This window comes from Streptomyces sp. NPDC058664, assembly GCF_042716635.1.
Classification (GTDB): Bacteria; Actinomycetota; Actinomycetes; order Streptomycetales; family Streptomycetaceae; genus Streptomyces.
This window is the reverse complement of sequence record NZ_JBHXRW010000070.1, coordinates 1-12,104: the sequence shown is the minus strand read 5'-3', so window position 1 is coordinate 12,104 and position 12,104 is coordinate 1. Positions and strand designations below refer to the sequence as shown.

11 protein-coding genes are annotated in these 12,104 nt (G+C 70.6%); all 11 read left to right on the top strand.

Going from position 1 to position 12,104, the window contains the following annotated elements:
* Nucleotides 1-2: 2 nt before the first annotated feature.
* Nucleotides 3-1,289, top strand: a complete 1,287-nt coding sequence (locus tag ACFWUY_RS35530; protein WP_384119686.1) for a dihydroorotase — start codon at nucleotides 3-5, stop codon at nucleotides 1,287-1,289.
* Nucleotides 1,286-1,858, top strand: coding sequence for a hypothetical protein (locus ACFWUY_RS35525; RefSeq protein ID WP_384119683.1), 573 nt, complete (start codon nucleotides 1,286-1,288; stop codon nucleotides 1,856-1,858). The genes ACFWUY_RS35530 and ACFWUY_RS35525 overlap by 4 nt, the downstream gene beginning before the upstream one ends.
* On the top strand, nucleotides 1,855-3,003 hold the full coding sequence (gene carA / locus ACFWUY_RS35520) for a glutamine-hydrolyzing carbamoyl-phosphate synthase small subunit (protein WP_384119678.1): 1,149 nt from the start codon (nucleotides 1,855-1,857) through the stop codon (nucleotides 3,001-3,003). The genes ACFWUY_RS35525 and carA overlap by 4 nt, the downstream gene beginning before the upstream one ends.
* Nucleotides 2,996-6,304, top strand: a complete 3,309-nt coding sequence (gene carB, locus ACFWUY_RS35515) for a carbamoyl-phosphate synthase large subunit (protein ID WP_384119675.1) — start codon at nucleotides 2,996-2,998, stop codon at nucleotides 6,302-6,304. Before carA ends, carB begins: the two co-directional genes overlap by 8 nt.
* Before the next feature lie 76 nt (nucleotides 6,305-6,380).
* On the top strand, nucleotides 6,381-7,490 hold the full coding sequence (locus tag ACFWUY_RS35510; RefSeq protein WP_384119670.1) for a quinone-dependent dihydroorotate dehydrogenase: 1,110 nt from the start codon (nucleotides 6,381-6,383) through the stop codon (nucleotides 7,488-7,490).
* On the top strand, nucleotides 7,487-8,332 hold the full coding sequence (pyrF, locus tag ACFWUY_RS35505; protein WP_384119665.1) for an orotidine-5'-phosphate decarboxylase: 846 nt from the start codon (nucleotides 7,487-7,489) through the stop codon (nucleotides 8,330-8,332). Before ACFWUY_RS35510 ends, pyrF begins: the two co-directional genes overlap by 4 nt.
* A gap of 332 nt (nucleotides 8,333-8,664) precedes the next feature.
* Nucleotides 8,665-8,988, top strand: coding sequence for an integration host factor (locus tag ACFWUY_RS35500; protein WP_384119662.1), 324 nt, complete (start codon nucleotides 8,665-8,667; stop codon nucleotides 8,986-8,988).
* Nucleotides 8,989-9,060: 72 nt separating this feature from the next.
* Entirely contained in the window at nucleotides 9,061-9,633 is a 573-nt protein-coding gene (gene gmk, locus ACFWUY_RS35495) for a guanylate kinase (RefSeq protein WP_384119656.1), read from the top strand.
* A gap of 30 nt (nucleotides 9,634-9,663) precedes the next feature.
* Nucleotides 9,664-9,936: a DNA-directed RNA polymerase subunit omega gene (rpoZ, locus tag ACFWUY_RS35490; protein ID WP_005319902.1), complete on the top strand. Its 273-nt coding sequence runs from the start codon at nucleotides 9,664-9,666 to the stop codon at nucleotides 9,934-9,936.
* A gap of 111 nt (nucleotides 9,937-10,047) precedes the next feature.
* Nucleotides 10,048-11,262, top strand: coding sequence for a bifunctional phosphopantothenoylcysteine decarboxylase/phosphopantothenate--cysteine ligase CoaBC (gene coaBC / locus ACFWUY_RS35485; RefSeq protein ID WP_384119653.1), 1,215 nt, complete (start codon nucleotides 10,048-10,050; stop codon nucleotides 11,260-11,262).
* Between the two features lie 253 nt (nucleotides 11,263-11,515).
* The coding region (locus ACFWUY_RS35480; RefSeq protein ID WP_384119650.1) for an S-adenosylmethionine synthetase N-terminal domain-containing protein at nucleotides 11,516-12,104 on the top strand (589 nt) is incomplete at its 3' end.

Genomic DNA, 12,104 nt, shown 5'->3' with positions numbered 1-12,104 from the left:
CCATGAGCAAGATCCTTATCCGCGGTGCGCAGGTGCTGGGCGGCGAGGTCCAGGACGTCCTGATCGACGGCGAGATCATCGCGGAGACGGGCACGGACCTCTCCGCCGAGGGTGCCACCGTGATCGAGGCCGACGGCCAGATCCTGCTGCCCGGCCTCGTCGACCTCCACACCCACCTGCGCGAGCCCGGCCGCGAGGACTCCGAGACCGTCCTCACCGGTACCCGCGCCGCCGCCTCCGGCGGCTACACCGCCGTCTTCGCCATGGCCAACACCCACCCGGTCGCCGACACCGCCGGCGTCGTCGAGCAGGTGTGGCGCCTGGGCAAGGAGTCCGGCTACTGCGACGTGCAGCCCATCGGCGCCGTCACCGTCGGCCTGGAGGGCAAGAAGCTCGCCGAGCTCGGCGCCATGCACGACTCGGCCGCCGGCGTCACCGTCTTCTCCGACGACGGCAAGTGCGTCGACGACGCCGTGATCATGCGCCGCGCCCTGGAGTACGTGAAGGCCTTCGGCGGCGTCGTCGCCCAGCACGCCCAGGAGCCCCGCCTCACCGAGGGCGCCCAGATGAACGAGGGCATCGTCTCCGCCGAGCTCGGCCTCGGCGGCTGGCCCGCCGTCGCCGAGGAGTCGATCATCGCCCGCGACGTCCTCCTCGCCGAGCACGTCGGCTCCCGCGTCCACATCTGCCACCTCTCCACCGCCGGCTCCGTCGAGATCGTCCGCTGGGCCAAGTCCCGCGGCATCGACGTCACCGCCGAGGTCACCCCGCACCACCTCCTCCTCACGGACGAGCTGGTCCGCTCGTACGACCCGGTCTACAAGGTCAATCCGCCGCTGCGCACCGAGAGGGACGTCCTCGCGCTGCGCGAGGCGCTGGCCGACGGCACGATCGACATCGTCGCCACCGACCACGCCCCGCACCCGCACGAGGACAAGGACTGCGAGTGGGCCGCGGCCGCCATGGGCATGGTCGGCCTGGAGACCGCGCTCTCCGTCGTCCAGCAGACGATGGTCGAGACGGGTCTCCTCGACTGGGCCGGCGTCGCCGACCGGATGTCCTTCGCCCCGGCCCGCATCGGACGGGCCAAGGGCCATGGACGACCCGTCTCGGCAGGTGAGCCCGCGAACCTGACGCTGGTCGATCCGGCTTACCGTGGTGTCGTGGACCCCGCGGACTTCGCCTCCCGCAGCCGAAACACCCCCTACGAGGGCCGTGAGCTGCCGGGGCGCGTCACCCACACCATCCTGCGGGGCCGGGCAACGGTCGTGGACGGGAAGCTGGCGTGACACCACTCATCGCAATCGCCGCAGAGGCAGCCGAGCGGAAGTCGGCGGAGGTGACCGACTGGGCCGGAAGGATCGGCTGGGTCGCCGGACTGCTGATCTTCATCGCCTTCGTCTACTGGCTGATGCGCCAGGGCTGGAAGTGGCGCGGCAGCCTCCAGTCGGACCTGCCCGAGCTCCCCACCGCGCCCGAGACGGCCGGTGCGGCGAAACTGACTCTCAGCGGGCGCTACCACGGGTCCACGACCGCCGGGCAGTGGCTCGACCGGATCGTCGCCCACGGCCTCGGCACCCGCAGCCGCGTCGAGCTCACGCTCACCGACGCCGGGATCGCGGTCGTACGCCCCGGGGCGAACGACTTCTTCGTCCCGGCCGAGGCCCTGCGCGAGGCCCGCCTCGACAAGGGCATCGCGGGCAAGGTCCTCGCCGAGGGCGGCCTGCTGGTCGTCACCTGGGCGCACGGCGACAAGCTGCTCGACTCCGGCTTCCGCTCCGACCGGGCGGCCGAGCACACCGCTTGGGTCGAGACCATCAACTCCATGATCAACACGACGGAAGGCATCGCACGATGACGACCTCCACCCGGGGAACCAGCAAGGTTCCCGCCGTACTCGTCCTGGAGGACGGCCGCATCTTCCGCGGCCGCGCCTACGGGGCCGTGGGGGAGACCTTCGGCGAGGCCGTGTTCTCCACCGGCATGACCGGATACCAGGAGACCCTCACCGACCCGTCGTACCACCGCCAGGTCGTCGTCATGACCGCCCCGCACGTCGGCAACACCGGCGTCAACGACGAGGACCCCGAGTCCTCGAAGATCTGGGTGGCCGGCTACGTCGTCCGCGACCCCGCCCGCGTCTCCTCCAACTGGCGCGCCAAGCGCTCCCTGGACGAGGAACTGGAGCGCCAGGGCGTCGTCGGCATCTCCGGCATCGACACCCGCGCCCTCACCCGCCACCTGCGCGAGCGCGGCGCCATGCGCGTCGGCATCTTCTCCGGCGACGCCTGGACCGGCGTCCGCGACGAGGCCCTGCTCGACAAGGTGCGGGAGCAGCCCCAGATGAAGGGCGCGAACCTCTCGGCCGAGGTCGCCACCAAGGAGGCGTACGTCGTCCCCGCGATCGGTGAGAAGAAGTTCACCGTCGCCGCCGTCGACCTCGGCATCAAGGGCATGACCCCGCACCGGATGGCCGAGCGCGGCATCGAGGTCCACGTGCTGCCCGCCACCGCCACCGTCGAGGACGTGTACGCGGTCGACCCCGACGGCGTGTTCTTCTCCAACGGCCCGGGCGACCCGGCCACCGCCGACGGCCCCGTCGCCGTCATGCAGGGCGTCCTGGAGCGCAGGACCCCGCTCTTCGGCATCTGCTTCGGCAACCAGATCCTCGGCCGCGCCCTCGGCTTCGGCACCTACAAGCTGAAGTACGGCCACCGGGGCATCAACCAGCCGGTCCAGGACCGCACCACGGGCAAGGTCGAGGTCACCGCGCACAACCACGGCTTCGCCGTCGACGCGCCCCTCGACAAGGTCTCCGAGACGCCCTACGGGCGCGCCGAGGTCTCCCACGTGTGCCTGAACGACCAGGTCGTCGAAGGCCTCCAGTTGCTCGACCAGCCGGCCTTCTCCGTCCAGTACCACCCCGAGGCGGCCGCGGGCCCGCACGACGCCGCGTACCTCTTCGACCGCTTCGTATCCCTCATGGAGGCCGAGCGTGCCTAAGCGCACCGATATCCAGTCCGTCCTGGTCATCGGCTCCGGACCGATCGTCATCGGACAGGCCGCCGAGTTCGACTACTCCGGCACCCAGGCCTGCCGCGTCCTCAAGTCCGAGGGCCTGCGGGTGATCCTGGTCAACTCCAACCCGGCCACGATCATGACCGACCCGGAGATCGCCGACGCCACGTACGTCGAGCCGATCACCCCCGAGTTCGTCGAGAAGATCATCGCCAAGGAGCGCCCCGACGCCCTCCTGCCCACCCTCGGCGGCCAGACCGCGCTCAACACCGCGATCTCCATGCACGAGCAGGGCGTCCTGGAGAAGTACGGCGTCGAGCTCATCGGCGCCAATGTCGAGGCCATCAACAAGGGCGAGGACCGCGACCTCTTCAAGGGCGTCGTCGAGGCCGTCAAGGCCAAGATCGGGTACGGCGAGTCCGCCCGCTCGGTCATCTGCCACTCCATGGACGACGTGATCAAGGGCGTCGACACGCTCGGCGGCTACCCCGTCGTCGTCCGCCCCTCCTTCACCATGGGCGGCGCCGGCTCCGGCTTCGCCCACGACGAGGAGGAGCTGCGCCGCATCGCCGGCCAGGGCCTCACGCTCTCCCCGACCACCGAGGTGCTCCTGGAGGAATCCATCCTCGGCTGGAAGGAGTACGAGCTGGAGCTGATGCGCGACAAGCACGACAACGTCGTGGTCGTCTGCTCCATCGAGAACTTCGACCCGATGGGCGTCCACACCGGCGACTCGATCACCGTCGCGCCGGCGATGACGCTCACCGACCGCGAGTACCAGCGGCTGCGTGACATCGGCATCGCGATCATCCGCGAGGTCGGCGTCGACACCGGCGGCTGCAACATCCAGTTCGCGATCGACCCGGTCGACGGCCGGATCATCGTCATCGAGATGAACCCGCGCGTCTCCCGCTCCTCCGCGCTCGCCTCCAAGGCGACCGGCTTCCCGATCGCCAAGATCGCGGCCCGTCTCGCCGTCGGCTACACGCTGGACGAGATCCCCAACGACATCACGGAGAAGACGCCGGCGTCCTTCGAGCCCACGCTCGACTACGTCGTCGTCAAGGCCCCGCGCTTCGCCTTCGAGAAGTTCCCCTCCGCCGACTCCACGCTGACCACGACCATGAAGTCGGTCGGCGAGGCCATGGCGATCGGCCGCAACTTCACCGAGGCGCTCCAGAAGGCCCTGCGCTCCCTGGAGAAGAAGGGCTCGCAGTTCACCTTCGTCGGCGAGCCCGGCGACAAGGCCCTCCTCCTGGAGCAGGCGGTCCGCCCCACCGACGGCCGCATCAACACCGTCATGCAGGCCATCCGGGCCGGCGCCACCCCGCAGGAGGTCTTCGACGCCACGAAGATCGACCCGTGGTTCGTCGACCAGCTCTTCCTGATCAAGGAGATCGCCGACGAGCTGGCCGCCGCCGAGAAGCTCCACCCGGAGATCCTCGCCGAGGCCAAGCGCCACGGCTTCTCCGACGCCCAGATCGCCGAGATCCGCGGCCTGCGCGAGGACGTCGTCCGCGAGGTCCGGCACGCCCTCGGCGTCCGGCCGGTCTACAAGACGGTCGACACCTGCGCCGCCGAGTTCGCGGCCAAGACCCCGTACTTCTACTCCTCGTACGACGAGGAGAGCGAGGTCGCGCCGCGCGAGAAGCCCGCCGTGATCATCCTGGGCTCCGGCCCGAACCGCATCGGCCAGGGCATCGAGTTCGACTACTCCTGCGTCCACGCCTCCTTCGCCCTGAGCGACGCCGGCTACGAGACCGTGATGGTCAACTGCAACCCGGAGACCGTCTCCACGGACTACGACACCTCCGACCGCCTGTACTTCGAGCCGCTGACGCTCGAGGACGTCCTGGAGATCGTCCACGCCGAGACCCTCGCGGGCCCCGTCGCCGGTGTCGTCGTCCAGCTCGGCGGCCAGACCCCGCTGGGCCTCTCCCAGGCGCTCAAGGACAACGGCGTGCCGGTCGTCGGCACCTCCCCGGAGGCCATCCACGCCGCCGAGGACCGCGGCGCCTTCGGCCAGGTCCTCGCCGAGGCCGGCCTCCCCGCCCCCAAGCACGGCACCGCGACCACCTTCGCCGGCGCCAAGGCCATCGCCGACGAGATCGGCTACCCCGTCCTCGTACGCCCCTCGTACGTGCTCGGCGGCCGCGGCATGGAGATCGTGTACGACGAGGCCCGCCTGGAGTCGTACATCGCCGAGTCCACCGAGATCAGCCCCACCCGGCCGGTCCTGGTCGACCGCTTCCTCGACGACGCCATCGAGATCGACGTCGACGCGCTCTACGACGGCGAGGAGCTCTACCTCGGCGGCGTCATGGAGCACATCGAGGAAGCCGGCATCCACTCCGGCGACTCGGCCTGCGCCCTGCCCCCGATCACCCTCGGCGGCTTCGACATCAAGCGCCTGCGCGCCTCCACCGAGGCCATCGCCAAGGGCGTGGGCGTACGCGGTCTGATCAACATCCAGTTCGCGATGGCCGGCGACATCCTCTACGTCCTGGAGGCCAACCCGCGCGCCTCCCGGACCGTCCCCTTCACCTCGAAGGCGACCGCCGTCCCGCTCGCGAAGGCCGCCGCCCGCATCTCGCTCGGCGCCACCATCGCCGAGCTGCGCGCCGAGGGCCTGCTGCCGAGGACCGGCGACGGCGGCACCCTGCCGCTCGACGCGCCGATCTCCGTCAAGGAGGCCGTGATGCCGTGGTCGCGCTTCCGCGACGTGCACGGCCGCGGCGTCGACACCGTCCTCGGCCCGGAGATGCGCTCCACCGGCGAGGTCATGGGCATCGACGCGGTCTTCGGCACGGCGTACGCCAAGTCGCAGGCCGGCGCCTACGGGCCGCTGCCCACCAAGGGCCGCGCGTTCATCTCGGTCGCCAACCGCGACAAGCGCACGATGATCTTCCCGGCGCGCGAGCTCGTCGCCCACGGCTTCGAGCTGCTCGCCACCTCCGGTACCGCCGAGGTCCTGCGCCGCAACGGCATCAACGCCACCGTCGTGCGCAAGCTCAGCGAGGGCGAGGGCCCCGACGGCGAGAAGACGATCGTCCAGCTCATCCACGACGGCCAGGTCGACCTGATCGTCAACACCCCGTACGGCACCGGCGGCCGCCTCGACGGCTACGAGATCCGTACGGCCGCGGTGGCGCGCAGCGTCCCCTGCCTCACCACGGTCCAGGCGCTCGCCGCGGCCGTCCAGGGCATCGACGCGCTCAACCGCGGCGACGTCGGCGTCCGCTCGCTCCAGGAGCACGCGGAGCACCTGACCGCGGCCCGCGACTAGCAAGCCCGTACGACGAGGGGGACACCGGCAGGACCTGCGGTGTCCCCCTCGCCATGAGCAGACCTGGACCGGAAACATGTACAAGTTCTTCTTCGACCTCGTCTTCAAGCGGATGGACCCCGAGAAGGCCCACTACCTGGCCTTCCGCTGGATCCGCCTCGCCGCCCGCGTCCCCGTGCTGCGGACCTTCGTCGCCGCCGTCCTGGCGCCCCGGTACAAGGAGCTGCGCACCGAGGCCCTCGGCCTCCGCATGCACGGCCCCTTCGGGCTCGCCGCCGGCTTCGACAAGAACGCCGTCGCCATCGACGGCATGTCGATGCTCGGCTTCGACCACGTCGAGATCGGCACCGTCACCGGCGAGGCCCAGCCCGGCAACCCCAAGAAGCGCCTCTTCCGGCTCGTCCCGGACCGCGCCCTGATCAACCGCATGGGCTTCAACAACGAGGGCTCCGCCGCCGTCGCGGAGCGGCTCCACGCGCGCGTGCCGGTGTTCAAGACCGTCGTCGGCGTCAACATCGGCAAGACCAAGGTCGTCCCGGAGGCCGAGGCCGCCGCCGACTACGTGAAGTCCACCGAGCGCCTCGCCGCGCACGCCGACTACCTGGTCGTCAACGTCTCCTCGCCGAACACCCCGGGCCTGCGCAACCTCCAGGCCACGGAGTCCCTGCGGCCGCTCCTCACCGCCGTACGGGAAGCCGCCGACCGCACGGTCACCGACCGACGCGTCCCGCTCCTGGTGAAGATCGCCCCCGACCTGGCCGACGAGGACGTCGACGCGGTCGCCGACCTCGCCCTGGAGCTCGGCCTCGACGGCATCATCGCCACCAACACCACCATCGCGCGCGAGGGCCTGGGCCTGAAGTCCGACCCCGCGCTGGTCAAGGAGACCGGCGGCCTCTCCGGCGCGCCCGTCAAGGAACGCTCCCTGGCGGTGCTCAGGCGCCTCCACGCGCGCGTGGGCGACCGCCTGGTCCTGGTGGGCGTCGGCGGCATCGAGAACGCCGAGGACGCCTGGCAGCGCATTCTGGCCGGCGCCACCCTGATCCAGGGCTACAGCGCCTTCGTCTACGAGGGCCCGTTCTACGCCCGCGCGATCCACAAGGGCCTCGCCGCGCGCCTCGCCGCCTCCCCGTACGCCACCCTCGCCGAGGCCGTCGGCGCCGACAACCGAAAGGCCACCCCGTGACCCTCTCCTTCGGCACCCGCCTGCGCTCCGCCATGGACGAGCGCGGCCCGCTCTGCGTCGGCATCGACCCGCACGCCGCGCTGCTCGACTCCTGGGGCCTGACCGACGACATCGCCGGCCTGGAGCGCTTCACCTTCACGGTGGTCGAGGCACTCGCCGACACCGTGGCCGTCTTCAAGCCCCAGTCCGCCTTCTTCGAGCGCTTCGGCTCGCGCGGCATCGCCGTCCTGGAGCGCGCCGTCGCCGAGCTCCGCGCGGCGGGCGGCCTGGTCGTCATGGACGCCAAGCGCGGCGACATCGGCTCCACGATGGCCGCGTACGCGGAGACGTTCCTGCACAAGGACTCCCCGCTCTTCTCCGACGCGCTCACGGTCTCCCCGTACCTCGGCTACGGCTCCCTGAAGCCGGCCGTCGACCTGGCCCGCGAGTCCGGTGCCGGTCTCTTCGTCCTGGCCCTCACCTCGAACCCGGAGGGGGCGGAGGTCCAGCGGGCGGTCCGCACCGACGACCCGGCCGGGCGCACCATCGGCGCGATCATGCTGGCCCACCTCGCCGAGGAGAACGCGGGGGAGAGCCCGATGGGCTCCTTCGGCGCGGTCGTCGGCGCCACCCTCGGCGACCTGTCCTCGTTCGACCTGGACATCAACGGTCCCCTCCTCGCCCCCGGCATCGGCGCCCAGGGCGCGACCCCGGCCGATCTCCCCGCGGTCTTCGGTGACGCGGTCGGCAACGTCGTCCCGAACGTCAGCCGCGGCGTCCTGCGGCACGGCCCGGACGCGGCCGCCCTGCGGGACTCGGCTCTCCGGTACGCGGACGACATCCGCGCGGCCGTCGGCGCGTAACGGGCTCCGCGGTCAATCCGCAGGTGGGAGCTGGAGCGCCCCCGTTCCGGAGCTGTTTCGGCCCGGTGAGACGAACCGTCTCACCGGGCCGTCTCACTCCTTGACGAAAACTTGGCGCAAAACAGGGTCGTTTTGCCGGGAAAGTCCCGGTCGGTCGATGCTGACCAGGACTTTTCCGCTGTTCTCGCTGACTGGAGCGGCCTCGGCCGCTAGTCTCCGGGGCAGAGCAGGCGTTCAACGCCCACTGCGTTGTTCGTTGCTCCACTGGTGTGGGGCGTCCAGGTTCCTCACCGGTCCGTATCCGACAGATCGACATCCGAGGTGACGTAGGCGTGGCTCTTCCGCCCCTTACCCCTGAACAGCGCGCAGCCGCGCTCGAGAAGGCCGCCGCGGCTCGCCGGGAGCGGGCCGAGGTCAAGAATCGACTCAAGCACTCCGGCGCCTCCCTCCAAGAGGTCATCAAGACCGGCCAGGAGAACGACGTCATCGGCAAGATGAAGGTCTCCGCACTGCTCGAGTCGCTCCCCGGCGTGGGCAAGGTCCGCGCCAAGCAGATCATGGAGCGACTCGGGATCTCCGAGAGCCGCCGGGTGCGCGGTCTCGGCTCCAACCAGATCGCCTCCCTGGAGCGTGAGTTCGGCAGCACCAACGCCTGACTTTCCGGGACATTCCCGGCATGCGGCGTCCTCCCTGCGCAAGCGGGGGTGAACCACTGGAATAATCGTTGCATGGCAGCAGAGGTACGTCCGCGGCTGACCGTGCTCTCCGGCCCCTCAGGGGTCGGCAAGAGCACGGTCGTCGCTCATATGCGCAAGGTCCACCCCGAGGTCTGGCTCTCGGTGTCGGCGACGACCCGGAAGCCCCGCCCCGGCGAGAAGCACGGCGTCCACTACTTCTTCGTGGCGGACGACGAGTTCGACAAGCTGATCGCCAACGGTGAGCTCCTCGAATGGGCCGAGTTCGCGGGCAACCGCTACGGCACCCCGCGCGGCGCCGTCCTCGAGCGCCTCGACGCCGGCGAGCCCGTGCTCCTGGAGATCGACCTCCAGGGCGCCCGGCAGGTCAAGGACTCGATGCCCGAGTCGCAGCTGGTCTTCCTGGCCCCGCCGAGCTGGGAGGAGCTGGTCCGCCGCCTCACCGGCCGCGGCACCGAGTCGCCCGAGGTCATCGAGCGCCGGCTGGCCGCCGCGAAGGTCGAGCTGGCCGCCGAGTCGGAGTTCGACAGCACCCTTGTCAACACCTCCGTCGAGGACGTAGCGCGCGAGCTGCTAACGTTGATGCTGTTGACTTCTGGGGAATGATCCCCGGTTTCCATCTTCGGAAGGTAGAGCGTGTCCTCTTCCATCACCGCGCCCGAGGGCATCATCAACCCGCCGATCGACGAGCTGCTCGAGGCCACGGACTCGAAGTACAGCCTCGTGATCTACGCGGCCAAGCGCGCGCGTCAGATCAACGCGTACTACTCCCAGCTCGGCGAGGGCCTGCTGGAGTACGTGGGTCCGCTGGTCGACACCCACGTCCACGAGAAGCCGCTCTCGATCGCCCTGCGCGAGATCAACGCGGGTCTGCTGACGTCCGAGGCCATCGAGGGCCCGGCCCAGTAAGTACGTAGCACCTGTAACGCTTGTCACCACAGGCCCGGCGGAACATCCGCCGGGCCTGTGGTGTCTCATGGAGTCGTACGCATCCGAGTGCGGGGAGCAACAGTGAGCGTGGTGGCCAAGCCGAAGGTCGTCCTGGGCGTGAGCGGCGGCATCGCCGCCTACAAGGCGTGCGAGCTGCTGCGCCGGCTCACCGAGTCCGGCCATGACGTCCGGGTCGTCCCCACCGACTCCGCCCTCCACTTCGTCGGCGAGGCCACCTGGTCCGCGCTCTCCGGCCACCCCGTCTCGACCGAGGTGTGGGAGACCGTCCACGAGGTGCCGCACGTACGGATCGGCCAGGGCGCCGACCTCGTCGTCGTCGCCCCCGCCACCGCCGACATGCTCGCCAAGGCCGCCCACGGCCTCGCGGACGACCTGCTCACCAACACACTGCTCACCGCGCGCTGTCCGGTCGTCTTCGCCCCCGCCATGCACACCGAGATGTGGGAGCACCCGGCGACCCAGGAGAACGTGGCGACCCTGCGCCGCCGCGGCGCCGTGGTCGTCGAACCCGCGGTCGGCCGCCTCACCGGCGTCGACACCGGCAAGGGCCGGCTGCCCGACCCTGCGGAGATCTTCGAGATCTGCCGAAGGATCCTGGCGCGTGGTGCGGACGCCACCGCGGACCTCGCCGGACGCCACGTCGTGGTCAGCGCCGGCGGCACCCGTGAGCCCCTCGACCCCGTCCGCTACCTGGGCAACCGCTCCTCCGGCAAGCAGGGCTACGCCCTCGCGAAGGCCGCCGCCGCCCGTGGCGCCCGGGTCACCCTGGTCGAGGCCAACACCGGCCTTCCCGACCCGGCGGGCGTCGACGTCGTGCGCGTCGGCACCGCGCTCCAGCTCCGCGAGGCCGTGCTCAAGGCCGTGGCCGACGCCGACGCGGTGGTCATGGCGGCGGCCGTCGCCGACTTCCGTCCGGCCGTCTACGCGTCGGGGAAGATCAAGAAGAAGGACGACGGGGGAGCCCCCACCGTCGAACTGGTCCGCAACCCCGACATCCTCGCCGAGCTCGCCGCCGACCGTGCCCTGCCGGGCCAGGTCGTCGTGGGCTTCGCCGCCGAGACCGACGACGTCCTCGCCAACGGACGCGAGAAGCTCCGCCGCAAGGGCTGCGACCTCCTCGTCGTCAACGAGGTGGGGGAGCGCAAGACCTTCGGCTCCGAGGAGAACGAGGCCGTGGTGCTCGCGTCGGACGGCGCCGAGACCCCCGTACCGTACGGTCCGAAGGAAGCGCTCGCCGAGACGGTCTGGGACCTGGTCCTGCCGAGGCTGCGCTCCGCGACCTGACAGGGGCCGGGACCGGCGCGTCCCGCGTCTCGGGCCGACCGGGAGACCCCGGCGGGCGTGTGATGTGCGCCCCACCGGGGAAGGGACCCGCCGTGCCCGGGCCGGATTCACCCTCACAGGGCATTCGCCAGGCGAGACACCTGGTCCATCGCGCGACCGTGACCGATAGACTGTCCGCGGAACGTCTTGGGGCGCAGCCCCCTGCCGGTCCGTCAACGAAGAGCCAGCAGCCGCTGCAACCCCAGGGAGCGTTGTGTCCCGTCGTCTGTTCACCTCGGAGTCCGTCACCGAGGGGCACCCCGACAAGATCGCTGACCAGATCAGCGACACCATCCTCGACGCGCTGCTGCGTGAGGACCCGACCTCGCGCGTCGCCGTCGAGACGCTGATCACCACCGGCCTGGTGCACGTCGCCGGCGAGGTGACCACCAAGGCGTGGGCGGACATCCCGACCCTCGTCCGGAACAAGATCCTCGAGATCGGTTACGACTCCTCGAAGAAGGGCTTCGACGGCGCCTCCTGCGGCGTGTCGGTGTCCATCGGGTCGCAGTCCCCGGACATCGCCCAGGGTGTCGACACCGCCTACGAGAAGCGCGTCGAGGGTGACGAGGACGAGCTGGACAAGCAGGGCGCCGGCGACCAGGGCCTGATGTTCGGCTACGCCTCGGACGAGACGCCCGAGCTGATGCCGCTGCCGATCCACATCGCGCACCGGCTGTCCCGCCGGCTGACCGAGGTCCGCAAGAACGGCACCATCCCCTACCTGCGGCCCGACGGCAAGACCCAGGTCACCATCGAGTACGACGGCGACAAGGCCGTGCGCCTGGACACGGTGGTGGTCT